Origin of the sequence: Micromonospora craterilacus (assembly GCF_003236315.1) — a bacterium.
Taxonomy (GTDB): domain Bacteria; phylum Actinomycetota; class Actinomycetes; order Mycobacteriales; family Micromonosporaceae; genus Micromonospora; species Micromonospora craterilacus.
Map to the genome: position 1 here is coordinate 1 of NZ_POTY01000083.1, position 26,671 is coordinate 26,671.

28 protein-coding genes are annotated in these 26,671 nt (G+C 70.3%); 12 read left to right on the top strand and 16 right to left on the bottom strand.

Translation table 11 applies throughout. From position 1 onward, the window contains the following. Positions 1-7: 7 nt before the first annotated feature. A complete protein-coding gene (locus tag C1I95_RS14965) occupies positions 8-667 on the bottom strand; it encodes a DUF2306 domain-containing protein (RefSeq protein ID WP_111214440.1) in 660 nt (219 codons plus the stop codon). Positions 668-849: 182 nt separating this feature from the next. On the opposite strand from C1I95_RS14965, the gene C1I95_RS14970 reads away from it, so the two are divergent. Both C1I95_RS14970 and C1I95_RS14975 read left to right on the top strand, forming a co-directional pair. Beyond that, positions 850-1,146 carry an ArsR/SmtB family transcription factor gene (locus tag C1I95_RS14970; RefSeq protein ID WP_111214441.1) on the top strand — a complete coding sequence of 99 codons (297 nt, stop codon included), beginning with the start codon at positions 850-852 and terminating at the stop codon, positions 1,144-1,146. Further along, entirely contained in the window at positions 1,146-1,535 is a 390-nt protein-coding gene (locus C1I95_RS14975; protein ID WP_199523754.1) for a VOC family protein, read from the top strand. Before C1I95_RS14970 ends, C1I95_RS14975 begins: the two co-directional genes overlap by 1 nt. Positions 1,536-1,539: 4 nt before the next feature. On the opposite strand, the gene C1I95_RS14980 is transcribed toward C1I95_RS14975, so the two are convergent. The 3 genes from C1I95_RS14980 to C1I95_RS14990 all read right to left on the bottom strand — a co-directional run bounded on the left by C1I95_RS14980 (position 1,540) and on the right by C1I95_RS14990 (position 4,342). Next, positions 1,540-2,238, bottom strand: coding sequence for a response regulator (locus C1I95_RS14980; protein WP_267900702.1), 699 nt, complete (start codon positions 2,236-2,238; stop codon positions 1,540-1,542). Then, the gene (locus tag C1I95_RS14985) at positions 2,235-3,374 is read right to left on the bottom strand and encodes a sensor histidine kinase (RefSeq protein WP_111214443.1); all 1,140 of its coding nucleotides are present in this window, start codon (positions 3,372-3,374) and stop codon (positions 2,235-2,237) included. The genes C1I95_RS14980 and C1I95_RS14985 overlap by 4 nt, the downstream gene beginning before the upstream one ends. A 107-nt stretch (positions 3,375-3,481) precedes the next feature. Then, positions 3,482-4,342, bottom strand: coding sequence for an alpha/beta fold hydrolase (locus C1I95_RS14990; protein ID WP_111214444.1), 861 nt, complete (start codon positions 4,340-4,342; stop codon positions 3,482-3,484). 83 nt (positions 4,343-4,425) lie between these two features. On the opposite strand from C1I95_RS14990, the gene C1I95_RS14995 reads away from it, so the two are divergent. After that, positions 4,426-4,914: a molybdenum cofactor biosysynthesis protein gene (locus C1I95_RS14995; protein WP_111214445.1), complete on the top strand. Its 489-nt coding sequence runs from the start codon at positions 4,426-4,428 to the stop codon at positions 4,912-4,914. A gap of 67 nt (positions 4,915-4,981) precedes the next feature. On the opposite strand, the gene C1I95_RS15000 is transcribed toward C1I95_RS14995, so the two are convergent. After that, entirely contained in the window at positions 4,982-7,195 is a 2,214-nt protein-coding gene (locus C1I95_RS15000; protein ID WP_111214446.1) for a discoidin domain-containing protein, read from the bottom strand. A 186-nt stretch (positions 7,196-7,381) separates the two neighbouring features. Further along, positions 7,382-8,617, bottom strand: a complete 1,236-nt coding sequence (locus C1I95_RS15005; RefSeq protein WP_111214447.1) for an ROK family transcriptional regulator — start codon at positions 8,615-8,617, stop codon at positions 7,382-7,384. 145 nt (positions 8,618-8,762) lie between these two features. Between C1I95_RS15005 and C1I95_RS15010 the strand changes: the two genes are divergently transcribed. The 4 genes from C1I95_RS15010 to C1I95_RS15025 all read left to right on the top strand — a co-directional run bounded on the left by C1I95_RS15010 (position 8,763) and on the right by C1I95_RS15025 (position 13,348). Next, positions 8,763-10,058, top strand: a complete 1,296-nt coding sequence (locus C1I95_RS15010) for an ABC transporter substrate-binding protein (RefSeq protein WP_111214448.1) — start codon at positions 8,763-8,765, stop codon at positions 10,056-10,058. Between the two features lie 65 nt (positions 10,059-10,123). Next, positions 10,124-11,104 (top strand): carbohydrate ABC transporter permease, encoded by a 981-nt coding sequence (locus C1I95_RS15015; RefSeq protein WP_111214449.1) that lies wholly within the window; start codon positions 10,124-10,126, stop codon positions 11,102-11,104. Continuing rightward, positions 11,097-11,936: a carbohydrate ABC transporter permease gene (locus tag C1I95_RS15020; RefSeq protein ID WP_111214450.1), complete on the top strand. Its 840-nt coding sequence runs from the start codon at positions 11,097-11,099 to the stop codon at positions 11,934-11,936. Before C1I95_RS15015 ends, C1I95_RS15020 begins: the two co-directional genes overlap by 8 nt. Further along, positions 11,933-13,348 (top strand): GH1 family beta-glucosidase, encoded by a 1,416-nt coding sequence (locus C1I95_RS15025; RefSeq protein WP_233513679.1) that lies wholly within the window; start codon positions 11,933-11,935, stop codon positions 13,346-13,348. Before C1I95_RS15020 ends, C1I95_RS15025 begins: the two co-directional genes overlap by 4 nt. Positions 13,349-14,237: 889 nt before the next feature. Here C1I95_RS15025 and C1I95_RS15035 read toward each other — a convergent pair. Then, complete coding sequence (locus tag C1I95_RS15035) at positions 14,238-15,539, bottom strand: MFS transporter (RefSeq protein WP_111214451.1); 1,302 nt, start codon at positions 15,537-15,539, stop codon at positions 14,238-14,240. Positions 15,540-15,597: 58 nt separating this feature from the next. Between C1I95_RS15035 and C1I95_RS15040 the strand changes: the two genes are divergently transcribed. Beyond that, on the top strand, positions 15,598-16,557 hold the full coding sequence (locus C1I95_RS15040) for an ArsR/SmtB family transcription factor (protein ID WP_146605731.1): 960 nt from the start codon (positions 15,598-15,600) through the stop codon (positions 16,555-16,557). 159 nt (positions 16,558-16,716) lie between these two features. On the opposite strand, the gene C1I95_RS37230 is transcribed toward C1I95_RS15040, so the two are convergent. After that, the gene (locus tag C1I95_RS37230; RefSeq protein ID WP_111214453.1) at positions 16,717-17,121 is read right to left on the bottom strand and encodes a site-specific integrase; all 405 of its coding nucleotides are present in this window, start codon (positions 17,119-17,121) and stop codon (positions 16,717-16,719) included. 219 nt (positions 17,122-17,340) lie between these two features. After that, positions 17,341-18,312 carry a helix-turn-helix transcriptional regulator gene (locus C1I95_RS15050; RefSeq protein WP_111214454.1) on the bottom strand — a complete coding sequence of 324 codons (972 nt, stop codon included), beginning with the start codon at positions 18,310-18,312 and terminating at the stop codon, positions 17,341-17,343. A gap of 62 nt (positions 18,313-18,374) precedes the next feature. Here C1I95_RS15050 and C1I95_RS15055 point away from each other — a divergent pair, with 62 nt between their 5' ends. Both C1I95_RS15055 and C1I95_RS15060 read left to right on the top strand, forming a co-directional pair. Next, a complete protein-coding gene (locus tag C1I95_RS15055; RefSeq protein WP_111214455.1) occupies positions 18,375-18,785 on the top strand; it encodes a VOC family protein in 411 nt (136 codons plus the stop codon). 5 nt (positions 18,786-18,790) lie between these two features. Then, the gene (locus tag C1I95_RS15060) at positions 18,791-19,363 is read left to right on the top strand and encodes a YdeI/OmpD-associated family protein (RefSeq protein WP_111214456.1); all 573 of its coding nucleotides are present in this window, start codon (positions 18,791-18,793) and stop codon (positions 19,361-19,363) included. Between the two features lie 10 nt (positions 19,364-19,373). On the opposite strand, the gene C1I95_RS35250 is transcribed toward C1I95_RS15060, so the two are convergent. Both C1I95_RS35250 and C1I95_RS15065 read right to left on the bottom strand, forming a co-directional pair. After that, entirely contained in the window at positions 19,374-19,517 is a 144-nt protein-coding gene (locus C1I95_RS35250; RefSeq protein WP_158566404.1) for a hypothetical protein, read from the bottom strand. 108 nt (positions 19,518-19,625) lie between these two features. Then, on the bottom strand, positions 19,626-20,027 hold the full coding sequence (locus C1I95_RS15065) for a MerR family transcriptional regulator (RefSeq protein WP_111214457.1): 402 nt from the start codon (positions 20,025-20,027) through the stop codon (positions 19,626-19,628). Here C1I95_RS15065 and C1I95_RS15070 point away from each other — a divergent pair. Continuing rightward, complete coding sequence (locus C1I95_RS15070) at positions 19,990-20,961, top strand: NAD(P)-dependent oxidoreductase (RefSeq protein WP_233513680.1); 972 nt, start codon at positions 19,990-19,992, stop codon at positions 20,959-20,961. The two genes, C1I95_RS15065 and C1I95_RS15070, sit on opposite strands and share 38 nt — an antisense overlap. A gap of 84 nt (positions 20,962-21,045) precedes the next feature. On the opposite strand, the gene C1I95_RS15075 is transcribed toward C1I95_RS15070, so the two are convergent. Next, positions 21,046-21,657 carry a GNAT family N-acetyltransferase gene (locus tag C1I95_RS15075; RefSeq protein ID WP_111214465.1) on the bottom strand — a complete coding sequence of 204 codons (612 nt, stop codon included), beginning with the start codon at positions 21,655-21,657 and terminating at the stop codon, positions 21,046-21,048. Between the two features lie 171 nt (positions 21,658-21,828). Here C1I95_RS15075 and C1I95_RS15080 point away from each other — a divergent pair, with 171 nt between their 5' ends. Beyond that, positions 21,829-22,389: a GNAT family N-acetyltransferase gene (locus C1I95_RS15080; protein ID WP_111214459.1), complete on the top strand. Its 561-nt coding sequence runs from the start codon at positions 21,829-21,831 to the stop codon at positions 22,387-22,389. A 121-nt stretch (positions 22,390-22,510) separates the two neighbouring features. On the opposite strand, the gene C1I95_RS15085 is transcribed toward C1I95_RS15080, so the two are convergent. The 4 genes from C1I95_RS15085 to C1I95_RS15100 all read right to left on the bottom strand — a co-directional run. Further along, the gene (locus C1I95_RS15085; RefSeq protein WP_111214460.1) at positions 22,511-23,668 is read right to left on the bottom strand and encodes a phytoene desaturase family protein; all 1,158 of its coding nucleotides are present in this window, start codon (positions 23,666-23,668) and stop codon (positions 22,511-22,513) included. Next, the gene (gene sigJ, locus C1I95_RS15090; protein WP_111214461.1) at positions 23,665-24,585 is read right to left on the bottom strand and encodes an RNA polymerase sigma factor SigJ; all 921 of its coding nucleotides are present in this window, start codon (positions 24,583-24,585) and stop codon (positions 23,665-23,667) included. The genes C1I95_RS15085 and sigJ overlap by 4 nt, the downstream gene beginning before the upstream one ends. A 180-nt stretch (positions 24,586-24,765) precedes the next feature. After that, positions 24,766-25,386, bottom strand: a complete 621-nt coding sequence (locus C1I95_RS15095; protein ID WP_111214462.1) for a hypothetical protein — start codon at positions 25,384-25,386, stop codon at positions 24,766-24,768. 300 nt (positions 25,387-25,686) lie between these two features. Then, the coding region (locus C1I95_RS15100) for a chitinase (RefSeq protein WP_111214466.1) at positions 25,687-26,671 on the bottom strand (985 nt) is incomplete at its 5' end.

Genomic DNA, 26,671 nt, shown 5'->3' on the forward strand with positions numbered 1-26,671 from the left:
CAGTTCCTCACCCACCTGCCGTGGATGCTGGTCTCCGGGCCGACCCGGCTCGGATGATCCATTCGGCGACCGCGATGTTGATCAGCCAGCCGGCGGCGTGCAGCAGGGCACGGGGCAGCTCGTCCGGCGGCCCGGAGACCAGCATCCACGGCAGGTGGGTGAGGAACTGGGTGCCGGCGCCCTGGCCGATGGCGTACCCGCGGATCATCCACGCCCGGTGCCGGGTGATGTCCCGCCGAAGGATCGCGACGAAGCCGAGCACGATGCAGACGACCATGGCCGAACCGAAGCTGATCCGCAGGCCGATCAGCAGCTCACCGTCGATCGGCAGCAGCGGATAGAACAGCGACATCCAGATCCCGGAGAGCCCGGTGAGGAGCCCGGCGGGGACCAGCACCCGTCCCGCCGCCCGGTGCCAGCGGAGGTGCCGGCGACGGAAGCCGGGGGCGAACTGGAACGCGCCCAGCAGGCAGTACAGGCTGGCGGCGACGGCGTGCACCACCACCGGCAGGGGATCGTGCACGAACCGGGCGTTGTCCGGTGTCACCACCGGGCCGGTGGAGAGATCGGCGACCCGGATGGCACCGGCGACGACCGGTACGAGGGCGAGCAGGATCAGGCCGGTGGGGATCAGCCACTCTCGGCGGCCGGAGCGATTCACGGACATGGCTCGATGGTGCGATCACGGCGGCGTGGACTCATCGGTATCCGGGCCCGGGTTGGACCGGCCGATGGTGCGATGTCGCGCTCGTACTTTGGACCGGGTCACCCGGTGGCGGTACGTCGGGCGGGGCGGCCGGGCGGCGATCCGCTTGACAGGCAAGTGGCCACTTGCCTATAACTGTGCCGATGGACGCAGACCGCGATCTGTTCAAGGCCCTCGGTGACGCGACGCGACGCGTCATCCTGGACGAGCTGACCGACAAGGACGGTCAGACGCTGTTCGAGATTCGTGGCCGGCTGGTCATGAAGCATGATCTGGCCTCCACGCGCCAGGCCATCTCCCAGCACCTCGCGGTGCTCGAACAGGCGGGCCTGGTGCACACCCGGCGGCAGGGCCGGTTCAAGTTCCACCACATCGACACGAGCCCGTTGCGCTCGATCATCGAGCGGTGGCCGATCGACCGAGAGGAACCACACCCGTGATTCGGATCAAGCTCACCAACGTGCTCGTCGACGACCAGGCAAAGGCGCTTGCCTTCTACACCGAGAAGCTGGGGTTCATCAAGAAGAACGACGTGCCCACCGGCGACGCGCGCTGGCTCACCGTGGTGTCCCCGGCCGACCCGGACGGTGTCGAGCTGCTGCTGGAGCCGGACGGCGGCCACCCGGCCGCGGGTCCGTTCAAGAGTGCCCTGGTCGCCGACGGCATCCCGTACGCCCAGTTCGCCGTCGACGACGTGTACGCCGAGGTCGAGCGGCTCAAGGGGCTGGGCGTCGAGTTCACCCAGGACGCGGTCGACATGGGGCCGGTGGTCACCGCCGTGCTCGACGACACCTGCGGCAACCTGATCCAGATCATCACCATGAAGTAGTTGCTCAACCGCCGCGCCGGACCCGGTGTGTCTCGTACGCCCAGATGGCGACCTCGACCCGGTTCCGGGCCGCGAGCTTGGTCATCAGGCTGGCGACGTGCGTCTTCACCGTGCTGAGGCTGATGTGCAGCTCGCCCGCGATCTCGCTGTTGGTCCGTCCCCGGGCCACCGCCGCGAGGACCTGTTCCTCCCGGTCGGTGAGCGGCTCGACGGGTTGCCGGGGCGGCGCGGTGGGCCCGGTGTCGGCGAAGGCCCGCAACAGCCGGGTGGTGACGCTGGGGGCGATCAGCGCGTCACCGCTGGCCGCGGCGTGCACCGCCTGGCTCAGCAGCACCGAGCCGGCGTCCTTGAGCAGGAAACCGCGGGCTCCGGCGCGCAGCGCGGCGTAGACGTACTCGTCGAGGTCGAAGGTGGTGATGACGACGACGGCGAGCGGGTCCGCGACGGCCGGCCCGGCGAGTCGCCGGGTGGCCTCGATGCCGTCGATACCCGGCATCCTGATGTCGAACAGGCAGACGTCGGGGCGCAGCCGCCGGGCCACCTCGACGGCGCGCTGCCCGTCGGCGGCCTGGGCGACCACCTCGATGCCCGGTTGGGCGTCGAGGATCATCGCCAGCCCGGTCCGGACGATCTCCTGGTCGTCGGCGACGACCACCCGGATGGGCCGCCCGCCGGTCGGGTCGCCGGGTGCCAGTTCGGTCACGCCGCCGCCCCGGCCCTGGGCAGCACGGCGGTGACGATCCAGCCCTGCTCCGGGCCGGGGCCGGCCTCGCAGGTGCCGCCGAGCAGGCCGGCGCGTTCGGTCATGCCGACCAGCCCGTACCCGGCCGTGCGGGCCGGCCGGATGGCGGCGGGTTCGCCGTCGTCGGTCACCCGCAGCCGGACCGTCGTGTCGTCGACCACCACCCGGACCTGGATGCGGGTCGCGTGCCGGGCGTGCCGGCGGGCGTTGGTGATCGACTCCTGAGCCAGTCGGTAGATCGCGCTGCCCACCGACGGGGCGAGCGTGCCGGCGTCGCCGACGATCTCCACGTCCACCGCCGGCTCGCCCCGGGATTCGTCGGCGAGCCGGTCCAGGTCCGTCGCCTGCGGGGTGGGTGCCAGCGCCGGCGGGTTGTCCTCGCGCAGCACCCGGACGATGCCGCGCATCTCGGCGAGGGCCCGGGATGCCTCCGCCTCGATCACCCGGAGCGCGTCGGTCGCCGCGTCCGGTCGGGTGGCGGCCAGGGCGAGCCCGGCCTGGGCGCGGACCGCCATCGCCGAGACGTGGTGGGCGACGGTGTCGTGCAGGTCGCGGGCCAGGCGCTCCCGTTCGAGCAGCTTGACCCGGTCGAGTTCGCGCTGCCGGGCCCCGACCCGGTAGCGCAGCGCGGCGCCCAGGGCCATGATCGCGAAGAGGAAGGCGAACCCGGCGGCCGTGTCGGTGAGGCCGAGTTGACCGAGCGCGACGGTCAGGTACAGCTTGCCGACGATGATCGCCGCCCCGATGACGGCCTCCCGGCCGGATCCCCAACGGAACAGCGCGTACGCCAGCAGCGGGACGAACACCAGGACGTTCAGATCCAGGGCGTTCCGGTCGGTCAGCAGTGGCACCAGGGCACAGGTGCCGAAGGCGATGGCGACCATCAGCAGCGGCCGGGTCCGCCGCCACAGCAACGTGGGCACCAGCCCGACCGTCACGGCCACCGCGAGGGTCCGCCAGGGAAGATCAGGCCGCAGGAACCCTTCGAGCAGCGCGGCCGGCACGAGCACGGCGACGAGCAGCCAGTCCCGCCACACCCGCCGGGGCGCGCCGGGCGGGCGCGGTTCGTCCCACAGGGATCGCAGCAGACCGGGCACGAATCCATCGTATGAAGGCGTCGTCCACCCCGGATCGGCCCAAAGTACGAGGAGCCGGGGGATCGGCCATCCCTCCGGCCGGCCGACCCGCGTCGCGGGACCCGATGTCAGGCGCGGGGTGTGGCCGCGGGACGGGCGAGGAACCCCTGCACGGTGGTCGCGAAGGCGGCCGGGTCGTCCACCCAGGGGAAGTGCCCGGCATCCGGCTGTACGGTCAACTCGGCGTCGCGGAAGAGGGCGGCCAGCTCGCGGACGGCCTCGTACGTCGGCCAGATGTCGTGCTCACCGGCCACCAGCAGCACCGGCACGGTGAGCGCCCCGAGCCGCTTCGGCAATGCCGAGTCCGGTGCGAAGTCGGTGTAGAACCCGTCCCGGGCCGGTTCGGCGAACTGGGCGGGCTCGGCGACCGCCTGCGCCCGGGCCGCGTCGTTCCACCGCCCGTACAGCAGCGGCGCCGCCAGCCAGCGGTATCGCTCCAGTTCCTGCGGTGACGTGGCCTCGGCGTGCAGCGCGGCGACCGCTTCGGCGTACCACGGTTCGTGCACCCGTCGGGCCAGCACCTCGTCCACGCCGAGGTCGGACTGGATGCCGACGACGCGCAGGGACGGAGCGACCACGACAAGATGGTCGAGCCGGTGCGGATACTCGGCCGCGTACAACAGGCAGGTGCCACCGCTGGCCGAGTGTCCGAGCAGGTCCATCCGGTCCAAGCGGAGGTGGCTGCGCAGGGCCTCGATGTCCCGGACGAGCCGGTCGACCCGGTACGTGGTGGGATCCTCCGGCACCGGCGACGCACCGCTGCCACGGTTGTCGAGCAGGATCAGGGTCCGGTGAGCGCTGAGACCGCCCCACTCGCCGAGGTATTCGGCGGCCTGGCCCGGGCCACCGGGGACGCACACCAGGGGCGGTCCGGAACCGACCTCCCGGTACGCGAGTTCCATCCCGTCCCAGGAGCGAAAGCGCCGCATGCGATTCGAGTATGCCCTACACCCGTGGACCACCCGGGTGCCGGCACAGGTTCGGTTACGCCCTGGCGGCGTAGGGTTTCGCCATGGCGGAAATCGTCCAGTTGCTGGCCTCGTCCGCGCATCGGTTCGTGGGGCGGCCGGCGGACGGACCGGCGCCCGCTCCGGACGGGGATCTGGTCGACGAGATCAAGCTGCGGGCGGGGCTGGGCATCGTGGGCGACCGGTATTTCGGCAAGCCGGCGCACCGCGAGGCGAGCGTGACGGTGATCGCGGGGGAGTGGTTGCCGCCGGGCGCCGGGCTGGCGCAGGTCCGGCGCAACATCCTGACCACCGGCATCGCGGTGGACGAGCTGGTCGGGTCGGTGCTGGTGCTGGACTCGGGGCTGGGCCCGGTGCGGCTGCGGGTGCACACCCCGGCGCATCCGTGCGCCTGGATGGACGTCACCATCGGTCCCGGCGCGTGGCGGGGGTTGCGGGGTCACGGCGGGATCCGCTGTACGCCGGTGACCGACGGCATCCTGCGGGTCGGCCCGGTCGACGTGATGATCGAACGCGACCCGGCGCAGCGGTAGCTCTGACCGCGCGGCCAGGCTCGGCCCGGCCGGGGTGGTGCCGGCCGGGCCGAGTCCGTGATCCGGCCTACGGGTAGGTGGTCAGGTACGCCACCTGGTTGGCGGTGTTGACCGCGTTACCGGTGCCGTTGATCATCCGGTTGATGGTGCCGACGCCGCCGAGGGAGACCGTCACCATGTTGGTGAACCGCACGTTCGGGTTGTTCGGCACCTCGTACGCCCGCTCGGCGACCACCGACGGGTTGACGTTGAAGTAGCAGTAGCTGCCCAGCCCGTACGCCTGGTGGCTGGTTACCGAGTCGGCCACCTTGTACGCGGCGTACCCCCGGGTCGAGCCGTTCATCCAGGCGGCCTGGTTCGGCGGGTCGTACGGCATCTCGTTCTGGTAGAAGTACGTCCGCCCGCCGTTGCCGTTCCAGATGGTCTGGTACGTCTGGTAGTGCTCGACGAACAGGCCGTACATGGTCACGTCGTCGCCGTTGACGATCAGCCCGGTGTCGGCGGTGTTGAGTGTCCACCCGATGCCGTCGCCGTGGTCGGCGCGCCACAGCCACATGTGGTCGCCGATGACGTTGCGGCTGTTGACCACCAGGCTGGTGGTGGCCCGGCCGACGCCCGGCCCGCCGATGCGGAAGAAGACGTCGTGCAGCGAGGTCGGGTTGGCGGCGTGGCTGGCCGTGGAGCCGGCCGGGCCGACCTCCATCAGCACCGGCGAGTTGGTGGTGCCGGCCTCGAACATGATGCCGGCGACCTTGACGCCGTCCACGTCGGCCACCCGCATCGCCACCGTGCCGTTGTCGGCCTGGATGGTGGCCAGGCCGAGGCCGAGGATCACCGTGTTGGCCCGGTTGACCTGGATCGGCTCGGTGACGCGGTGCACGCCGGGGGTGAACAGCAGGTTCTTGCCCTGGGCGAGGGCGGTGTTGATGGTGGCCGCCGAGGTGCCCGGCCGGACGATGAAGAAGTCGGCCAGCGAGATGGACGAGCCGGCCGGGGTCTTGTTGTACCAGCTGGTGCCGGTGGAGTTGGTGCGCAGCGCCGGCACGAAGACCCGGTACTCGCCGGTGCCGTCGACGTAGAGGAACGGCTTCTCGCGGACCACCGGGGTGGTCGGGATGACGGTGTGCGACGGGTTGGGGAAGTGCGGCGCCGGTGCGCCGGCCACCCCCTGGAACACCATGTTCCACACCGAGCCGGTCCAGCCGTTGCCGAACTCGCTGTTGCGCGAGTACCACTGCTGTTGCGAGCCGGAGACGACCAGGCCGTCGATGCGGGTGTCGGCCATCAGGCCGCCGCTGGACCAGCCGTCGCCGCCGTTCCAGAGCTGGATCTGGTTCTGCGCGCCGCGCAGGTGCATCCGCCGGTACGGCGCGGCCTGCGACACCGCCCACCGCTCCACCTGCACCCCGGCGGGCAGGGTGACCGACAGGTTCTCGGCGGCCCGCCAGAAGTTCTGGGTGGCGTTGCCGCCGAACCAGAACGCCTCGACCCGGACGTGCCCGTTGAGGTTGACGTCGTCGGGTGACATGCCGAGGCCGGCGACCTGGGTGAAGAAGCCGAGGTTCACGTCGGCGGTGTAGTTGCCCGGCTTGAACAGCACCGCGTAGCGCTGCGGGCCGAACTGGTTGGTCTCCTGCTGGCTGAAGATGGTGTTCAGTCGACTCTGGATGGTGGCGGTCGGGGTGGACGGGTCGAAGACGTACGTGTTCGGGCCGAAGTTCGGGTTGCGCGGGTCGGTCGGCTCGACCGGGTTGCCGGTGCCGCCGGTCTCGCCCCAGACCTGGAACTCCCACAGCGAGTAGCCGTAGCCGGTGGCCCGCTGGGTGCCGTACATCCGCACGTAGCGGCCGGCGCCGCTGACGGTCACCGTCTGGGTGCCGCCGGTGCCGTTGGTGGTGCTGTGGACGGTGGTCCAGGCGTTTCCGTCGTCGGAGACCTGGATTTGGAAGGCGCGGGCGTAGGCGGCCTCCCAGACCAGGGTGACCTGGGTCAGGGTGGCCCGGCTGCCGAGGTCGACGCGGAGCCACTGCGGGTCGCTGAACGCGCTCGACCAGCGGGTGCCGGTGTTCCCGTCGACGGCCGCCGAGGCGGGGAAGGCGGCGCCTTCGGTGGAGGAGGCGGTGGCCGGCTTGCCCTGGGACAGCAGGGTCGGTGCGGCCTGCGCCGGCGCCGCGCCGACGGTCGGGACCAGGGCGGCGACCAGGGCCACCGCGAACCCGGCGAGCAGGTGCCGGGTGGTGGGTCGCCGGCGTGGCGTGGGTGGGGGTACGGGAGGTGTCATGACGTCTGCCTGTCGGTCGAGGGCTGCTGACGTCGGGCGCGACGGGATTCGGGACGGGCTCGCGGGTGGTGAGGTGGCGCGGTGCGGTGGTGCCGCCGGGATGGCACCGCGATTACGGAGCGCTTGCCGGAGAGTGTTGCGGCGACGTTGCGGCAACGTCAAGACATCGATCTATAACTTTGTTATTTATCCCGAAAGTCTGCTTCGTAGGTCGATGTCGCCGCCCCGGCGTACGCCACCGCTGGCGAGCAGGCGGGCGATCGGCAGGGTGGCCGCGCCGAGCGCCACCGCGTCCACGCCCAGCCGGCACAGCTCGATCGACACCTGCGCGTACGGCAGGCGCAGAGCTTGGCGGCCGGCGGCCTCGCGTACCGCCGGCAGCAGGTCGCCCAGCGCCATCGCGGCCCAGCCGCCCAGCACCACCCGCTCCGGGTTGAACAGGTTGATCAGGTTGGCCACGCCGGCACCGAGGTAGTCGGCGGTCTCGTCCAGCACCCGGCGGGCGGTCTGCGACGTCTCGGCCGCGGCTACCAACGCGGCGAGCTGGGACTCCTCGTCCTCGCCGGGCACCGGCCGGCCACGCCGGGCCTCGCGGTACCGGTCGATGATCGCCTCGGCCCCGACGTACGCCTCCAGGCAGCCCCGGGCCCCGCAGCGGCAGGCCCGACCGCCGTACGCCAGGGTGGTGTGGCCCCATTCGCCGGCGCTGCTGGACGCGCCCCGGTAGGTGACGCCGTTGGTCACCACGGCGGCGCCGACACCCGAGCCGACCAGGGCGAACACCGCGTGCCGGGCGCCTCGGCCGGCGCCGAACCAGATCTCCGCCTGGCCGAGCGTCTTGGCCCCGTTGTCGATGTGCAGCGGCAGGTCGGTGCCGTCGGCGATCAGCCGCTCCAGCGGCACCCGGTCCCAGCCGAGGGTCTGCGCGTCCACCACGGCCTGCGTGCCCTGCTCGACCACCCCGGAGACACCGATGCCGACCCCCAGCACCTCGGCCCGGCTCGCCCCGGCGCTGGCCAGCACGGTGTCGAGGCCGGTCAGCACGTGCCCGGCCACCGTCCTCGGCTCGGTGCCGCCGTCTTCGAGGGGGTACTCGACGCTGGCCAGCAGGGTCATCGCGAGGTCGAACAGCTCGACCCGGACCCGGGTCTCGCCGACGTCCACGCCGACCACCACGGCGTACCGGGGCGCGACCCGCAGCATCATGCTCGGCCGGCCGCCGTCGGACTCGGCCGCCCCGGCCTCCATCACCAGGCCCTCGTCGATCAGGTCGCCGACCACGTTGCTCACCGCCGGCTGGCTCAGCCCGGTGCCGCGCACCAGGTCCTGCCGGGTGAGCGGGCCGTCGAGAAAAATTCTGGACAGCAGGGCCGACCGGTTGCGCAACCGGACGCTGCGGTTTGTCGCCCGCACCAGCTCCACGTGTCACCTCATCCCGTCGGCCGCCCGGGGCGACTGTACGACCCCATGCTTGACGGCCCTCCGCCGAACCATTTTAATGACGACATTAATTAAGCCGTGATGTAAGTCGCCTCACCCCACCACCATCGGACCGAAAGGGCAGACCGTGTCGAGACGACACCTCGCGATACTCACCGCGACCGTCCTGGCCGCCGCCTCCCTCACCGCCTGCGGCTCGGGCGAGGAGTCCGGCGACTCCGGCAAGACCCTCACCTACTGGGCCAGCAACCAGGGCGCCAGCCTGGAAGCTGACAAGGAGATCCTCCAGCCCGAGCTGGACAAGTTCGAACAGCAGACCGGCATCAAGGTCAACGTCGAGGTCGTGCCCTGGTCCGACCTGCTCAACCGGCTGCTCGCCGCCGCCACCACCGGGCAGGGCCCGGACGTGGTGAACATCGGCAACACCTGGTCGGCCTCGTTGCAGGCCACCGGCGCGCTGGTCGAGTTCGACGACGCCACGCTCGACAAGGTCGGCGGCAAGGCCCGGTTCGTCCCCGCCGCGCTCGCCGCGGCCGGCGCCTCCGGCAAACCGCCGGCCGCCGTGCCGCTCTACAGCCTCGCCTACGCGCTCTACTACAACAAGAAGTCCTTCGCCGACGCCGGCATCGCCGCCCCGCCCACCACCTGGGAGGAGCTGGCGCAGGTCGGTAAGAAACTCACCGGCGACGGCAAGTGGGGCCTCGCCGTCGAGGGCGCCAACCCGTCGGAGAACGCCCACCACGCCTTCACCTTCGGCCAGCAGTACGGCGGCGACTGGTTCGACTCCGCCGGCAAGCCGAGCTTCGACACCCCGCAGAACGTCGCCGCCGTCAAGCGCTACATCGACCTGATGGCCGTCGACAAGATCGTCAATCCGAGCAACGCCGAGTACGCGCAGAACCAGTCGGTCTCCGACTTCGCCAATGGCAAGGCCGCGATGCTGCTCTGGCAGGCCGCCGGCGCCAACCTCCAGTCGCAGAACATGGCCGCCGACGCGTACGGGGTGGCCCCGGTGCCGTTCCTGGCCAGCCCGCCGGCCGGCGGCAAGCAGGTCAACAGCATGGTCGCCGGCATCAACATCGCGGTGTTCAAGCACACCAAGAACCGCGACGGGGCACTGGAGTTCGTCAAGTTCATGACCAGCGATGCCGAGCAGGTGGCGCTGAACAAGACGTACGGCTCGCTGCCCGCGGTCGGCACCGTCGCCGCCGATCCCGCCTTCGCCGCCGACGAGCAGAAGGTCCTCGCGCAGACCCTCGGCACCAGCGCGGCACCGCTGCCGCAGGTGCCCGAGGAGAGCACCTTCGAGACCCTGGTCGGCACCGCCATCAAGGAACTCTTCGCCGACGCGGCCAGTGGCAGGCCGGTCACCGAGGACAGCGTCCGGGAGAAGTTGACCCGGGCCCAGCGGCAGATGCGCTGACCACGGACCGCTGGCCGTGGGAGGTTACGCCGACCCTCCCACGGCCAGCCTGCGGAAGGACCCCGATGGCAACCACCACCACGCCGGCCGCCACCCCGGGCCGCACCAAGGGCACCGGGAAACCGGCCGGACCGCCCGGCCGCCGGCCCCGCCGGTCGCTGCTGCCCTACCTGCTGCTCGCCCCGGCCGTCGTGCTGGAGCTGGCGATCCACGTCATCCCGATGCTGGTCGGGGCGTGGATGAGCCTGCTGGAGCTGACCCAGTTCCACATCCGCGACTGGTCCGGCGCGCCCTTCGTCGGCCTGGACAACTACCGGGTGGTGCTGGACGTCAACTCCGCCGCCGGCGCCGAGTTGCTGCGCTCGTTCCGGGTCACCGTCATCTACACGGTGCTCTCCGTCGGCCTGTCCTGGGTGCTCGGCACCACCGCCGCCGTACTGCTGCAACGACCGTTCCGGGGCCGGGCCGTGCTGCGCGCGCTCTTCCTCACCCCGTACGCGCTGCCGGTCTACACCGCGGTCATCACCTGGACCTTCCTCTTCCAGCGCGACACCGGCCTGGTCAACCACGTCCTGGTCGACCAGCTGAACCTGCTCGACGACCGACCGTTCTGGCTGATCGGCGACAACAGCTTCGTCGCCCTGCTGATCGTGTCGATCTGGCGGACCTGGCCGTTCGCCTTCCTGTGCATCATGGCCGGCCTGCAGAACATCCCCGACGAGCTGTACGAGGCCGCCGCGATGGACGGCGCCGGGTTCTGGCGGCGGCTGCGCGCGGTCACCCTGCCGATGCTGCGGCCGGTGAACCTGGTCCTGCTGCTCGTGCTGTTCCTGTGGACCTTCAACGACTTCAACACCCCGTACGTCCTCTTCGGTGGCTCGGCGCCGGCCGAGGCCGACCTCATCTCGCTGCACATCTACCGCAGCTCGTTCCAGACCTGGGACTTCGGCACCGGCTCGGCGATGTCGGTGGCGCTGCTGCTGTTCCTGCTCCTGGTCACCGCCGGGTACCTGCTGCTGACCAACCGACGGAGGAACGATGCGTGAGACGGCAACCGAGCGCTGGACGCGCCGGATTGTGCTGACCCTGCTCGCCGGGTTCGTCCTCGTCCCGCTCTACGTGATGGTCAGCTCGGCGATCAAACCGTTGCAGGACGTGCAGGCCGCCTTCACCTGGTGGCCCCGGCGCCCCACGTTGCAGGCGTTCGTGGACATGTGGTCCACCGTCCCGCTCGGCCGCTACCTGATCAACAGCCTGCTGGTGGCCAGCGTGGCGGCGATCTTCTCGGTCGCCGTGGCGATCTTCGCCGCGTACGCGGTCAGCCGCTACCGGTTCCGCGGTCGGCAGGTCTTCTCGGTGACCGTGCTGTCCACCCAGATGTTCCCCGGCATCCTGTTCCTGCTGCCGCTGTTCCTGATCTACGTCAACCTCGGCAACGCCACCGGCATCGCGCTGTACGCCAGCCGCACCGGCCTGATCATCACGTACCTCACCTTCTCGCTGCCCTTCTCGATCTGGATGCTGGTCGGCTACTTCGACTCCATCCCGCGCGGCCTGGACGAGGCCGCCCAGGTCGACGGCGCCGGGCCGTTGCGCACCCTGTTCCAGGTGGTGCTGCCGGCGGCGGTGCCCGGCGTGGTCGCGGTGACCGTGTACGCGTTCATGACCGCCTGGGGTGAGGTGCTGTTCGCCTCGGTGCTGACCAACGAGAACAGCCGCACCCTCGCGGTCGGGCTACAGGGCTACTCCACCCAGTTCAACGTCTACTGGAACCAGGTGATGGCCGCCTCGCTGGTGGTCAGCGTGCCGGTGGTCGCCGGCTTCCTGGCGTTGCAGCGCTACTTCGTCGCCGGCCTCACCGCCGGAGCGGTCAAGTGAGCCCGTCCACCGCGAGAACCGAGGAGAACCCGCCCGTGCCGGACCTGTCCACGCTGCCGCCCGACTTCCTCTGGGGTGTCGCCACCTCGGCGTACCAGATCGAGGGCGCCGTACGCGCCGACGGGCGCAAGCCGTCCATCTGGGACACCTACTGCACCAAGCCGGGCGCCGTCGACAACGGCGACACCGGCGAGGTCGCCTGCGACCACTACCACCGGTGGCCGCAGGATATGGCGCTGCTGCGCGACCTCGGGGTCGACGCGTACCGCTTCTCGGTGGCCTGGCCCCGGGTCCGGCCGGACGGCACCGGCCCGGTGAACCCGGCTGGCCTGGACTACTACGACCGGCAGGTGGACGGCCTGCTCACCGCCGGCATCCGGCCGTTCGTCACGCTCTACCACTGGGACCTGCCGCAGGCGTTGCAGGACCGGGGCGGCTGGCCGCACCGGGACACCGCCGAGGCGTTCGCCGACTACGCCGCGGTGGTCGCGGCCCGGCTCGGCGACCGGGTAGCCGACTGGTGCACCGTCAACGAACCGCTCTGCATCGCCTGGATCGGCCACCTGGAGGGGCGGATGGCCCCCGGCGAGCGGGACCTCGACCGGGCGGTGCGCGCCGGCCACCATGTGCTGCTCGGGCACGGCCTGGCCACCGCCGCGATCCGCGCGCACGCCCCCCGGCCGGCGTCGATCGGCCCGGTGCTCAACCTCAGCCCGATCGAGCCGGCCAGCGACGCCGCCGCCGACATCGCCGCCGCCGCCCGGATGGACGGGCACGTCAACCGCTGGTGGCTGGACCCGCTGCACGGCCGCGGCTACCCGGCGGACATGCTCGACACGTACGGCATCGAGCCGCCGGTACGCGGCGACGACCTCGCGGTGATCGCCACCCCGACCGACTTCCTCGGCGTCAACTACTACTTCCGGCAGGTGGTGGCCGACGATCCGGACGGGCCGGCACCGTATGCCCGGCAGGTCCCGGTGCTCGACGCGCCGCACACCGCGATGGACTGGGAGGTGTGCCCCGACGGCCTGGAGCGGCTGCTGGTCGAGGTGAACGAGGCGTACGCCCCGGCCAGGATCCTGGTCACCGAGAGCGGCTCGGCCTGGCCGGACAAGGTCGCCGCCGACGGCACCGTCACCGACCCCGAGCGCACCGACCACCTGGAACGGCACCTGGCCGCCTGCGCCGCAGCGGTCGGCCGGGGCGTCCCGCTGACCGGCTACTTCGCCTGGTCACTGCTGGACAACTTCGAATGGGCGTACGGCTACGACAAGCGCTTCGGCCTGGTGCACGTCGACTACGACACCCAGCAGCGGACGATGAAGGCGAGCGGCACCCGCTACGCCCACCTGATCCGCACCCACCAGCAGCGCACCGTGACGGTCGACCCCGTCGCCGTGCGCGGATAACGGGCCGACGGGGCCCGGGACGCCCCGGGTGCCGCGCCGGGCGGCCCCCGGGGCACCACTCCGATGAAAGGAAGGGCACCTTATTAACGCCTGAGGTAGAGCAGGGGCCCCTTCTTAACACCCGGCCTCGGGCGCAATGCCCGAACGCTCCACCGTGGCTGCCTGCTTGACCCTTGACCTGGTCGAGCCCTCAGGATCGTCGCGTCAGCCAGTCGGCGATCAAGAGGAGTAATCACGCGACTGCCCCTTAGTGCCCGAATCCGTCGGTGTGTGAAATGGCAAGGTCACGGCTGTCGCTACTGGTGCGACCTGCGCACTCACTTCGGCAGAGCGGATGCATCCGCATCTTCGACCAGGGGTTCCAGGACGCGGGTGACACGTCCTGATGTAGGCAGCGCCCGCAACGCAAGGCATGGGTGAGGGCGATGTCCACGATTCCATGCATTCGTCATGCCTGATCTGCGCCCGGAGCCCGCTGTCGCTGTCTGACGATGTCGGGGGAGGGACGGGATATGAGTGGCGCTCACGGCCGGGGCGGATGGGGCTGGAGAGGGTGAGCCCGACCGGGCGGTGGGAGACGTCGCCGGGCGGGCCGGTGCTACGCCGGCCTGTCGCCCCGATGCTGGCCGCGCCGGTCGACTCGGTGCCCGAGGGTCCAAACTTGATCTATGAACCGAAGTGGGATGGTTCTCTTCACTGAACTTGTCAACCGGCCGCCGTCTGATGTCGCTGGCGAATTTGGGCGGCACGACCGCTCGTCCGGCAGCCGTCTGCCAGATGCCGCGACGGCATACAGAGGTTGGAAGGCCAGGATTGCGACGGTTCGGAATCGAGGGTCAGGCCAGTGTGGGCTCAAGTGCGGATAGGCTCGCTGGGGTGGCCCGGCAGTTCAGGACCGTTGCGGCTGGGCCGGCTCAGGTTCGTGAGGGGCGGTCGCGCGGACCTCCACCCGTCGGAACTCGGGCGATGTGACCGTCCGTAACGTCGCCACGAGCACGAGGACGCAGAGCGTTGCCCCGCCCCAGAAGACCGCTCTCACGCTGATCAGTTCCGCGGTGAAGCCGGCGACCAGAGCCCCAAGCGGCATCGATCCCCAACTGGTCAGGCGGCTGACTCCGCTGTAGCGCCCCATCATCTCGTCGGGCACGACGAGCGCGCGCAGCGAACTGTAGGTGACGTTCCAGGCGCCGGTGCCGGCGCCGCCGAGGAAGGTCGTCACCGCGATCAGCCGGGGGGACGAGGAGACCGCTGGCGCCGCCAGCAGCACGGTGAAACAAGCCATCGACGTGGCGAGGACGACCTGCCGTCCCAGCCGGCGGGTGAGCGCGGGCGCGGCGGAGGCGCCCACGACGCCGCCCACTCCCAGGGCGCCGATCAGCAGTCCGTACTCCGAGCGGCTCAGGTCCATCGGTCCGGGTGCGACCGCATAGACGACGATGACCGCCATCCAGGCCGCCCAGCATCCGCTCGCCGCGCCGGCCACCAGCAGCAGGGTCCGCAGAACTCTTTCCCGCCACACGTATTGGACGCCGTCCCAGATGTCGGCACGGAGGCCGGACGCGCTCGTCGCCGATCTGGGGTGATGGTTGTTGCGGTAGTGGCCAGTCATGATCGCCAAGGCGAGCAGCGCGCCTGCGTAGCCCACGCCGCCGGCGCCGAGCGCGACGGCCAGTCCGGCGGCGGCCAGCAGGCCACCCAGAGGCGGCCCGATGAACTCGTTGGCCACGGTCTCGGTCGCGGTCAACTTCGCGAACGCGGATTCCATGCGATTGCGGGGCACGACCATCGGCACGACCGACATCCGGGTTGTGTCGGCGAACACCTCGGCGGTGCCGAGGAGCAGCGCCCCCGCGTACAGGCCGGCCAATGGCAGCATGTCCGCGAGGATGCCACCCACGAGCACGGCGAGGACCAGGGCGCGCGCGGCGGCCATCGTCATGATCAGGCGCCGGCGGTCGACCCGGTCGGCGAGCGCGCCGGCGGGCAGCGAGAACAACAGCCAGGGCAGGGTGTTGGCCAGGGTGATACCGGCGACCAGCGCAGGAGAGTCCGTCATCGAGACGGCCACCAGGGGCAGGGTCAGCTTGACGACGCCGTCCGCAAGATTGGTGACTGCGGCACCGGCCCACAGAGCCGTGAAGTTTCGCGCGCCCACGGTCGTCGGGTCGCTTGGCTGGGTGTCGCTTGGCATGGCCAGGAGCTTGCAGTATCCCGCGGTGCCACCCTAGAGTTTCGACTGGAGGCGAAACGTGGCGGTGTTCCTGGTCGACGCCGAAGTGATGGCGCAGGCCCGTTTCGGCACTTCACAGCTCACCGAGACGTTGGGGGCGCTCAATATCCTGCGCCGGGGCCAGCCGCTTCCGTGGCACCGGGTCTGGCGGGACCAGCATGTCGATGCCTTCCACGGCTATCTCGACGGCGACCCGGTGACCGCGGCCATCGTGGCGCACGCGATCTCGTCCTCCTGGATGGCTGACTTCCTGACGGTGCCGCCGGCCTGTCCGAACATGACGCTGGACGACGAGCTCGTGGTGCTGGAGTCGCTGCCGGACGATCGCGTCCGTGATGATCTGGCCCGCGTACGTTCTCCGCTGGCCCCGGAACTATGCGGTACAGGGTTAGCGAGCCGGACGGCCGGTCTGTTGCGCTGGGTCTGGCAGCACACGATCGAAGCGGAATGGCCGCGCCGGCAATCGGTGCTGCGTGCCGATGTGGTGTCTCGGATCTCCCGCCTGGGCAGGGACGGATGGTCTGGGGTCATCAACGATATGCGGCCGGGCATGCGCTGGCTCGGCGATGGCCGGCTGCAGGTCCAGGAGCGGCCTTACCCACCGTGCGACGTGCGGGGCGGGGAGCTGACGTTCTTCGCGGCTCATTGCCGGGGAGGCTGGGTCTCCTGGAGGTTGCCCGACCGCTTCGGGATTGTCTATCCGGTGACGGGGATCTTCACCGAGGCGGCTGCCAGCACACCGGATCCTCTGCGCCGCCTGCTCGGGAACGCGCGGAGCAGGATTCTGGTGCAGGCAGCCGAGCCGGTCAGCACCACGGCGATGGTCGCTGCGACCGGACTGCCGCTCGGCACGGTCGGTGGTCACCTGCGCGTGCTGACGGAGGCCGGTCTGCTTCACAAGCGCCGGTCGGGCCGGGAAGTTCTCTACTGGTGGACGGATACGGCCCGGGCGCTCGTGGCCAGTGCCTCCACGTTCTGACGGACCGGTACAGCTGTCTCAAACATCGACAAATACCCGAGACCAGCTGATCATTCCTTCAACTGCTCTCGCTTGCGCTTGATGTGATGCAGTGTCCCCGCCCGGGATCATGGTGCTCCACCGCGCTGCGATCTTGCGGCGATGGGCGGGGAACCGGGTTCAGCAGCGGGCCGAGCCCGTAGTAGATCGCGTAGTCGTAGAAGGCAGACAGCACCGCGAGCTGGTGATTGATCGTGCGTGGGGCGAACCCGACCACGTCGGCGCCCCGTTCTGGCCGGGGCGACTCCCGCAAGAAAGCACGAAGTCTCGGACCTGTTCACGCGTTGCCCGCGACCAGTTGCCGCCCGTTGCGTCCAGCCAACGGAACCAGCGCAGCAGGTCGTAGCCGTAGCTGCGTAACGTCGCCGGGCTGCTATCGCCGGCGAGCAACTCGCGAAACCACGCCGCCGCCGTCTCGTGCACCAAGCCATCCGGGAACATCACCAACCACGGCAGCCCGCAGCGGTTCTCCACTACCGCACCGGCCGATGGCATGACCAACACCACGTTCTGTACCGAACCCATCCTTTGGCGCCCGTGCGCTATGCCCAGACGCTGCGGTAGTTCAGTCAACAGGACCAGAGACTTCAAGGTGTCTCAGGGGCGAGATGGCGCCGCGCGCAGTTGCATTGTCTCAGCCGCCGGTGGCTGCTGCTGGCGGGCTTCACTCGTCCGGAAGGTCATGGACGTTATCGCGCGTCGGCCGGGCGCCACCGCGACGGGCTGCCGGCCGGCGGCCGGACGCTACGTCGGGGTGGTCTGTGATCCGGCGGCCGCGAGGTAGCGGGCGGCCAGCTCGCGCAGCACCTCGCGGAGCTTGGGCGGTTCCAGCACGGTGAACGGCACGTCGAACTTGGCCAGGTAGGTGGCCAGGTCGGTGAGCGAGTCGGTGCCGGTGACCAGCTCGCACGTCCCGTCGTCGAGCGGGATGACCTGCCCCGAGGTGGTGGTGCTGCGTTCGGCCACCACCGCGGCCGGCGCGTGCATCCGGATCCGCGCCTGGTACGTCCAGACTTCCGAGCGGACACCGCGCAGCACGTGTGCGGCGGCGTCGCCACCGGGCGGCTCGCGCGGCACGAACCGCGGCCCGGCCGGCGGCGACGGCCGGACCCGGTCGGCGCGGAAGGTGCGCCAGTCCCGCCGGTCGGTGTCCCAGGCCAGCAGGTACCAGCGGCGGCCGGTGAAGACGAGGGTGTGCGGTTCGACGTCGCGCTCGGTGCGCTGCCCGTCGTGGCCCACGTAGCGGAACCGGAGCCGTTCGTGGTTGTGCGCGGCCGCCGCGATCATGGTCAGCGTGTCGGCGTCGACCGTCGGCCCGCCACCGGCCGCCGACACCGTCGTCCCGCGCAGGGCGTCCACCCGCGGCCGCAGCCGTGCCGGCAGCGTCCGCTCCAGCTTGGTCAGCGCCCGCAGCGACACCTCCTCGATGCTGGTGACCGTGCCCGCCGCCGCGGCCCGTAGCCCCACCGCGACCGCGACCGCCTCGTCGTCGTCGAGCAGCAGCGGCGGCAGCGCGCTGCCCGCGCCCAGCCGGTAGCCGCCGGCCGGGCCGGTGGTCGAGTCCACCTGGTAGCCGAGTTGCCGCAGCCGGTCGACGTCGTTGCGCACCGTCCGGGTGGTGACCCGCAGCCGGTGTGCCAGGTCCGCGCCGGACCAGTCCCGCCGCTGCTGCAACAGCGAGAGCAACCGCAGCAGTCGTGCCGAGGTTTCCAACATTCCCCGATTCTGCATCAGATCGAGGAACCAAATGTTCCTCAACACCTCCTAACGTGAGGGTCATGACGGAGACACCGAAACTGCGGGGCCTGGCCAACGTCAGCTACTGGGCCGCGGACTGGCCGGCGGCGAAAGCCTGGTACAGCGAACTGATCGGCTTCGAGCCGTACTTCCTGCGCGACGGCTACGCGGAATGGCGGCTCGGCGACCACCAGGACGAACTCGGCCTGATCGACAGCCGCTACCGGCCGCCGGGCACGGCCGCTGGCCCCGGCGGCGTCGTCCTCTACTGGCACGTCGACGACGTGTACGGCATGGTCGCGCGGCTGCTCGCCATGGGCGCCACCGAGCACGAGCCGCCGCAGGACCGGGGCGCGGGCTTCGTCACCGCCACCGTGGTCGACCCGTTCGGCAACCTGCTCGGCGTCATGTACAACCCGCACTACGTCGAGATCGTCGACGGGAAGGACTGACCCTCATGGACGACGTCGAGATCCTCCGCTGCGCCGATGTCGACGGGTGGGACCGGTGGCTCGCCGCGCACGGCACGAGCCGGTCCGCCGTCTGGCTGGCCATCGCCCGCAAGGGCAGCGGCACGGCCACCCTGACCGCGACCGAGGCCGGCGACGTGGCCATCTGCCACGGCTGGATCGACAGCACCCGCCGACGGCTGGACGCCACACACTTCCTGCAACGCTACTCACCGCGCCGGCCCGGCAGCCCCTGGTCCCGGGTCAACATCGAACGGGTCGCCGCGCTCGAGGCCGCCGGGCGGATGCGCCCCGCCGGCCTGGCGCAGGTCGTGGCGGCGCAGGCCGACGGCCGGTGGGCGACGGCGTACGCGCCGCAGCGCACCGCCGCCGTACCCGACGACCTGGCCGCAGCGCTCGCGGCGAACGACCGCGCCCGCGCGGCCTACCAGGCGCTCGGCCGCAGCGACCGGTACGCGGTGTTCCTGCCGCTGCTCAAGGCGCACACCTCGACGGCGCGGGCCGGGGCGCTGCGGCGGGCCCTGGCGGGCCTGGAAGCCGCAGGCGGGCCGGCGCGGTGACCGGCGACCGTCACGGCCAGCGCCACATCGGGTACGCCGTGGTGCCGTCGGGCAGCGTGAACGACTCGTGGGCGACGTAACCGTGCCCGGCGTACAACTCCCGGTCGGCGAGCCTCGTCGCCTCGGTGCAGAAGGGCAGCAGGCTGGCGTCCATCCGGGCGTGGCTGCTGGCGAGCAGCGTGCCAAACCGGTCGCCGCGACGCGACTCGATGCGACCTGGTGCCTTGCAAATCCTGCCTCTTCGTTAGCGTCCCGCCGGGGATTACAGGACGGTGAAAGCCGGATCGCCGAAGGGTGGATAGTTCTCGCCGCCCATTCGCTCGGCCGCATCAATGTAGTTGGCGAGAGCGTCGCGGGATTGAGCGAGCATGTCCATCTGATCGTCCAGCCGCTGCAGCCGTGACCGCATCGCGGCCAGCAACTCGGGACACCCGACCAGCTCCGGGGCCTCTCCGACCGCACAGGGCAGCAGGTACGCGATGTCCTCGGATGACAAACCGGCACCGAGCAGGTGCCGGATCTGCTTCACCCGCAGCACAGCGTTCTCGTCGTACTCGCGGTAACCATTCGCGCCGCGGTCTACCTCCAGCAGGCCCTGGGCCTCGTAGTAGCGCAACTGATGGGCGTTGACGCCCGTCCGGCGACTCAGTTCCCCGATCAGCATCGAACCCTCGCTTGACCTTCACACCGGTATCAACGTTGACGATGCTGCCATGACCAACAACACCGACAAACCCGTGACGGTCATCGGACTCGGACTGATGGGCCAGGCACTCGCCGGCGCGTTCCTGAAAGCCGGGCATCCCACCACCGTGTGGAACCGTACGACCTCCAAGGCCGACCAGTTGGTGGCCGGGGGTGCGCGGCTGGCGCCAACGGTTGGCGACGCGCTCAAGGCAGGTTTCCTGACGATCATTTGCGTCACCGACTACCAGGCCATGTACGAGCTGCTCGGCGCGAGCGATATCGAGCTGGACGGCACGATGTTGATCAACCTGACCTCCGGCAGCTCGGCCCACGCCCGGGAAGCCGCCCACTGGGCCGAGCGGCACGGCGCCCACTACCTCGATGGCGCGATCATGGCCATCCCGCCGGCGATCGGGACCGCCGAGGCGGTGATTCTGCACAGCGGGCCGCAGCAGGACTTCGAGGCGCACAAGTCGACCCTCGGCGCGCTCGGCACCGTCACCTACCTGGGTGCCGACCCTGGGCTGGCGTCCCTGTACGACGTGGCCGGCCTGGCCATGATGTGGAGCATCCTGAACGCCTGGCTCCAGGGCACCGCCCTGCTCAGGACCGCCGGTGTGGACGCCGCAACCTATGCGCCGTTCGCGCAGCAGATCGCCGCCGTGGTGGCCGAATGGCTGCCTGGGTATGCCGAGCAGATCGACAGCGGCTCCTTCCCCGCGGAGGTGTCGGCCCTGGAGACCGACGCGCGGGCGATGGCACACCTGATCGAGGAGAGCGAAGCGGTGGGTGTCAACGCCGAACTGCCGAAGTTGATCAAGGCGATGGCCGACCGCTCGATCGCCGCCGGACACGGTGGGGAGCAGTATCCCGTACTGATCGAAGAATTCGCCAAGCCCCGAACCGACTGACCGTTACCGACGGCGTTCACCGTACGCTCCCGGAGGGAGCTCAGTGTCCCGTCAGGCGGCTCCAGGTGATCGGTCGGCGGTCGGCTACGGCGGGGAGTCCTGCACAAGCTTCATCGACACGAGTTCGTTGAATCCGACGCGTTGCGCGAAGCGCACTTTCCGACGCTTGTACGCCGTGAAGCCGAGCTTGGCGTAGAGGCCGAGAGCGGGTGCGTTGGTGTCCTTGATGTCTTCGAGCACGTACTCGCGATACCCGGGCAACGCCAGCAGGTGACGCAGCAACGCGGTCGCGACGCCGCGACCCTGATAAGTCGGCTCGGTGGCGACGAACCCGATCTCGGCGAGCCCGGGCCGGGCGCCGTCGGAGGGGCGCATGAACCATCTCCGGATCACCGCGTAGCTGAGCAGCCCGCGCGCCAGCCCGAGATGACGCCGGATCTCCCGCCAGCGCGGCGCGAACAGCGTCTGGTCGCCCTCGGTGAGCGAGGCGAGGCCGGCGGGCTCCCCGTCCACGAGCGCGATGTAGAACCGTTCGAGCAGCAGCATGTGCTCGAACGCGTCGGCCAACTTTTCGGTGTCGCGCGAGAACGCGACGAAGTCCGCTGCGAAGCTGCGCACGTAGACCTCGGTGATGCGGCGCCGGTATCCCTCGCCGAGTGCGTCTCCCCGCTCGACCACGACCATCGTCTCGACCATCCCCGTCCACTCCACGTGTCCCACACCCGTACGGGTTCGACCATATCCACCGGCACACACGCTGAAGCGCGCCCGAGGGTTGACATCGCGACCAATCTGGGCCGAGCGCTCATCGCCAGGGGCCGGATAATCGGACGTGCCGTCGTTGTGCGTCCGCTAACGTCCCGCCTCATGGGGAGCACGAACCTATTCACCGAACGCCTCGAGCTTCGCCCGGTGGGTGACGAGGACATCGACCGGATCCTGGAGTACCGCAACCTGCCGGAGGTCACTCGCTGGCTACTGCGCACCGACGTCGAGCCTGCGTCCTTGCGGGCGGCCTGGCGGCGCGCGGCGGAGGACCCCGACGACCACAGCGTGGCGGTGGCCCTTGACAGCGTGGTGATCGGGACGGTCTCGCTCGACGTGGTCGACGGTATGGGGCAGCCGGGCATGCCGTTGCGGACGGAGGCACAACTCGGCTACATCTTTGACCCGGCGTACGGCGGCCAAGGCTATGCGACTGAGGCTGTCACCGCGATGGTGGCGTACTCGTTCGACCGGCTGGGCGTCCGAAGGATCACCGCTGGCTGCTTCGCGGACAACCTCGCCTCGGTTCGGATCCTCGAAAAGGTCGGCATGCGTCGTGAGCAGCACGGCGTCGGCGACTCCTGGCACGCCGAACTGGGCTGGGTGGACGGCTACACGTACGCCCTGCTCGCCGACACCTGGCGCCGCGGGACGGCACCGTAGGGTCGGCGATGGTGGTAAGGCTGACTCGCCGCCGGCACCCCACGCCGGCAGCTGGCCGACGGGAGCCGGGACGGCCCCGGCGCCGCGGCGGGCGGCATCCGGGGCAGCACCCCACCCGCGCTCAGCGGGGCACGGGAAGGGTGGCACGGCGGGTGGCCGATCTTGCGGCGGTCAGGGCGCTGGTGATGGAAACCTCGGCGAGCAGGCCCGGTGCCGCGACGCTGTCGCCGACCAGCCAGACCCCGTTGCCCCGGTCGATCGCCGGACGGTCGCGCCAGGTGCGTCCGGGCAGGTCGACCGCGCCGGTACGGTGGCGTGTCGCGGCCTCGCGGCGCCACAGCACCCGGTCACGCCAGCCCGGCAGGCCGAGGTCGGCGAGCCGCTCCAGTCGGGCCACCGTGTCGGCGAGCGACTCACCGGCGCGCATCGGCATCTGCCCCTGCGCCAGGGTGTGGCCCGCCGGAGCCAGCGACGGATCGACCTGGGAGTACCGCTCCAGGAAGCCGCCCTCGTCGAGGTCGGAGACGAGGAACAGGTCCTCGCGCCGGCTGCGCAGGCCGAGATCGAGCAGGGCGGCGCGCCCGCTCTCCCAGCGCAGGGACTCGTCGCCGAGCAGCGAACGCGCGGCGTCGAGGCTGGTGGCGACGATCACCGGGCCCGTTGGCAACTGGTCCACCCGGGAGCCGACCTCGATCCGGACACCGAGCGTGCGGGCGTGCTCGGCCATCCGCCCGATCAACGCGCCCCAACCGCCGGTCAGGTACCGCACGGCGGGCCAGCGCGGCGCGGTGACCCGGACCAGCCGTTCCCAGACGAACGCCGCGGAGAGCCGCCCGGCGTCGGTGTAGGTGATGATCCCGACGAGTCCGGCGGCGGCGCTCGCCGCCTCCGCACCGAACCGGTGTTCCGCCCAGGTGGCGAAGTCCTGGTCGACCGGGGCCGACAGCCGCCGCCGGGTGAGCATCCGCCGCAGCCCGGCCGGCGGCAGGCCCTGCAGCCGGTCGCCGTGCCGGAAGCGGCTGCGGGCCAGCGCCCGCAGGGTCAGCCTGTTGAACGGGCGTGCCAGTCCGTGCCGGTCCAGCCATCGGAAGGGCTCGCCGTCGGCGTAGAGGGCGTGTGGGCCGTCGTTGGCCACGTACGGCGCTGCGGTCGAGCGCGCCCGACCACCCAGAGTGCGATGGGCCTCGTAGAGGGTCACCGCGCTGCCGCTCTCGGCGCACGCGATGGCGGCGGTGAGGCCGGCGAGCCCGCCACCAATGATCGTGATGTGTTCCGTCATGCCCCTTCGGACGCAGCCGGCCCCACCCGGTGTGACAGCGCGGCCAACTTCTCCGGGTTGGCGAGCAGGTAGATGGTGTCGACGAGCCCGTCCCGGACGACCAGCGAGAACACCGTGACCGGCTGGCCGTCGACCCACGCGACAATGGCCGGACCCCCGTTCACGTCGGTGACCCCGACGCGGAACGACACGGGCGGCCCGCCGGCGGAGGCCAGGAACGTATGCACCCCCGCCTCGGACGAGACCGCGATGAGGAACCGGGACACCTTGTCCGCGCCGTTGATCACCCGTACCGGCGCCTTCGCCTTGCCGCCGGCGTCACTGACCAGCCGTACGTCGGAGGCCAGCAACTCGGTCAACGCCCGCAGGTCACCGGTGCCGCAGGCGGCGAGGAAGCGTTCGGTCATCTCCCGACGCTGGGCCCGGTCCACGTCGAAGCGGGGCTGCCGCTGCTGGACGTGGTCGCGGGCCCGCCGGGCCAGCTGCCGGGCGGCCGCCGGCTCGCGGCCGATGATCCCGGCGATATCGTCGAACGGCAGCCCGAACGCCTCGCGCAGCACGTACACCGCCCGCTCCAGCGGGGAGAGCGTCTCCAGCACCACGAGCAGCGCCAACTCCACGGAATCGGCCAGTTCGACATGCTCGCTGACATCCGGCGCGGTGCTGATCGGCTCGGGCAGCCACGGCCCGACGTACGCCTCGCGCCGCGCCTTCGTCCGGCGCATCCGGTCAATGGCGAGCCGGGTAGTGACCGTGATCAGGTACGCCTTCGGGTCCGCCACCGTCGCCTGGTCGACGCCCGACCAGCGCAACCAGGCGTCCTGCACGACGTCCTCGGCGTCGGCCATGCTGCCGAGCAGGCGGTAGGCCACCCCGACCAGCAGGTCGCGGTGTGCGGTGAATACCTCGTTGGACATGACTCCAAGGACGCGTCGGGGGCGGCCGATGTGACACCATTCTTGCCTGGTTCGTAGATTCTCGCTGCGGTGGCGGTGAGCCGGTTGTTCATGTCGGCCGAAGCCGGCACGTCAAATGGCCCCGGCGCTGGCGCCGGGGCCATTTGAGTTAGCCCATCTCATGGCGATGGGTACTGGTCATCAGCTCCCGGAATCCGGAAACAGGAGCAGGTCGAACCACAGTCCCTGACCGTCAACCTCCAGCTGCTGGCTGCTGCCGGAGAGACTGGGTGGGCCGGCGTAGGTGCCGGCGAGCGAGTAGAGGCCCGGGTCAACGGCGAACTGGAAGACGCCGTCGGAGTCGGTAACAACCTCGATCCCGACCGGCTCCAGCCGGATCGTCGCCCCAACCACCGGCAGAAAGGTGGTTATGTCGAGCGCCCGGCCCCTGAGGCTCCAGAGGACGGACACCGTGAAGGAGTTCGCCGTCATGGAACTGATTCGGCCTTGGCGGTCCACCGCCACCGCGTATATCGGACGGTTACCGCTCACGTTGCCGACGTCGATCGTCACATTGGCCGAACCGTCGCGTCCCGCCGGGACCGTGCTGCCCAAGCTGGTGCGGTCGACGCTGTACCGGTAGCTGGCCACCTTGGTGTGACCGTTCGCGTCAAACCTGACGGCAAGCTGTCCGCCTTCGACCACACTGTCCCCGTTCGGGAAGCTGATTGTCGGCGGGAGGGGCACCTTCGTCTCAACCGAGCGCGTGACGGCCGCCGACGCGGTCGGCGCCAGCAACGCCGAACCGGCGGCCAACAGCATCAGCGACGCGGTCGCTGCAACGAGACCACGGCGAGTAGAACGGCTGCGCGCACCCGAGGTTGATCCGACAAACATTCCAGCCCCCGAATCATCAGATAGTCATAGCGTGGTCAAGCTAGTCGGCGGAATGATCTCCGTCAACATCGTTTCCAGCCGCGCATGGCCAGCTTGGGTACCACATTGACAAAGTATTAGGAGCTCCAGTTTCTTTGGTTGCTCGCGTCCACGTTGCCTTCCCATATGACGTATCGAGTCCTACTTGCCGGGAGTAGCCTCGCCGGCTGCCCACACTTTGCCCGGTCAGCGGCGTTGGAGGGCCTTGACGTTGTCGCCGAAGGTCCAGCCCTTCGAGCCGTCCCAGTTGATTGACCAGGTCATCAGGCCCTTGAGGCTGCCGTTGTACGTGTTCCACGCCTGCGCCACGGCCGACGGTGCCATGTAGCCGCCGCCCGCGCCGACCTGGGCCGGCAGGCCGGGGACCTGCTTGTCGTACGGGACGCGGATGGTGGTGCCCTGGATGACCAGGCCGGTGTTGAGGCAGTTGGTCTGGGCGACGAAGCCCTGCACGGTGCCGGCCGGGTACGAGTCGCCGGCGCAGCCGTACATGCTGCCGTTGTAGTACTGCATGTTCAGCCACCAGAGCCGGCCGTTGTCGGCGTACTTCTTGATGATTGGCAGGTACGAGCCCCAGATGGAGCCGTAGACGACGCTGCCGCCGGTCACGTACGCGGTTTCCGGGGCCATGGTGAGGCCGAAGCCGGCCGGCATCTGGGCGAGGACGCCGTCGATGATGCGGATCAGGTTCGCCTGTGAGGTGGAGAGCTGGTTGATGTTGCCGCTGCCGGTGAGGCCGGTTTCGATGTCGATGTCGATGCCGTCGAAGTTGTAGCGCTTGAGGATCGGCACGATGGTGGCGATGAACCGGTCGGCGACGGTGCTGGAGCTGAGGTCGATGCCGGCGGTGGCGCCGCCGATGGACATCAGGATGGTCAGCCCGGATGCCTTGGCGCGGCACATTTCGGCGGGGGTGGGCACCTTGACGGTGGCGTCCATGCCGTCCTGCCAGAGCACGGTGCCGTCGGAGCGGATCACCGGGAACGCCATGTTGATGACGTTGTAGCCGTGGGCGGGGATCCGTGAGTCGGTGATCGAGATCCAGCCGAGCCCCGGGTGCACCCCGTTGGATGCGCCGTCCCAGTTCTCCCAGTAGCCGTGGAGCACCTTGCCGGCCGGTCTCGGTTTGAGCGCGCAGGTGTCGGAGCCCGGCGGGGGAGTGGTGGTGGGT

What these genes read in the sequence shown, in the direction of transcription:
- C1I95_RS14965 (WP_111214440.1), bottom strand. Translation starts at nt 667, where the DNA reads ATGTCCGTGAATCGCTCCGGCCGCCGAGAGTGGCTGATCCCCACCGGC.
- C1I95_RS14970 (WP_111214441.1), top strand. Translation starts at nt 850, where the DNA reads ATGGACGCAGACCGCGATCTGTTCAAGGCCCTCGGTGACGCGACGCGA.
- C1I95_RS14990 (WP_111214444.1), bottom strand. Translation starts at nt 4,342, where the DNA reads ATGCGGCGCTTTCGCTCCTGGGACGGGATGGAACTCGCGTACCGGGAG.
- C1I95_RS14995 (WP_111214445.1), top strand. Translation starts at nt 4,426, where the DNA reads ATGGCGGAAATCGTCCAGTTGCTGGCCTCGTCCGCGCATCGGTTCGTG.
- C1I95_RS15000 (WP_111214446.1), bottom strand. Translation starts at nt 7,195, where the DNA reads ATGACACCTCCCGTACCCCCACCCACGCCACGCCGGCGACCCACCACC.
- C1I95_RS15015 (WP_111214449.1), top strand. Translation starts at nt 10,124, where the DNA reads ATGGCAACCACCACCACGCCGGCCGCCACCCCGGGCCGCACCAAGGGC.
- C1I95_RS15020 (WP_111214450.1), top strand. Translation starts at nt 11,097, where the DNA reads ATGCGTGAGACGGCAACCGAGCGCTGGACGCGCCGGATTGTGCTGACC.
- C1I95_RS15035 (WP_111214451.1), bottom strand. Translation starts at nt 15,539, where the DNA reads ATGCCAAGCGACACCCAGCCAAGCGACCCGACGACCGTGGGCGCGCGA.
- C1I95_RS37230 (WP_111214453.1), bottom strand. Translation starts at nt 17,121, where the DNA reads ATGGGTTCGGTACAGAACGTGGTGTTGGTCATGCCATCGGCCGGTGCG.
- C1I95_RS15050 (WP_111214454.1), bottom strand. Translation starts at nt 18,312, where the DNA reads ATGTTGGAAACCTCGGCACGACTGCTGCGGTTGCTCTCGCTGTTGCAG.
- C1I95_RS15055 (WP_111214455.1), top strand. Translation starts at nt 18,375, where the DNA reads ATGACGGAGACACCGAAACTGCGGGGCCTGGCCAACGTCAGCTACTGG.
- C1I95_RS15060 (WP_111214456.1), top strand. Translation starts at nt 18,791, where the DNA reads ATGGACGACGTCGAGATCCTCCGCTGCGCCGATGTCGACGGGTGGGAC.
- C1I95_RS35250 (WP_158566404.1), bottom strand. Translation starts at nt 19,517, where the DNA reads ATGGACGCCAGCCTGCTGCCCTTCTGCACCGAGGCGACGAGGCTCGCC.
- C1I95_RS15065 (WP_111214457.1), bottom strand. Translation starts at nt 20,027, where the DNA reads ATGCTGATCGGGGAACTGAGTCGCCGGACGGGCGTCAACGCCCATCAG.
- C1I95_RS15075 (WP_111214465.1), bottom strand. Translation starts at nt 21,657, where the DNA reads ATGGTCGAGACGATGGTCGTGGTCGAGCGGGGAGACGCACTCGGCGAG.
- C1I95_RS15080 (WP_111214459.1), top strand. Translation starts at nt 21,829, where the DNA reads ATGGGGAGCACGAACCTATTCACCGAACGCCTCGAGCTTCGCCCGGTG.
- C1I95_RS15085 (WP_111214460.1), bottom strand. Translation starts at nt 23,668, where the DNA reads ATGACGGAACACATCACGATCATTGGTGGCGGGCTCGCCGGCCTCACC.
- sigJ (WP_111214461.1), bottom strand. Translation starts at nt 24,585, where the DNA reads ATGTCCAACGAGGTATTCACCGCACACCGCGACCTGCTGGTCGGGGTG.
- C1I95_RS15095 (WP_111214462.1), bottom strand. Translation starts at nt 25,386, where the DNA reads ATGCTGTTGGCCGCCGGTTCGGCGTTGCTGGCGCCGACCGCGTCGGCG.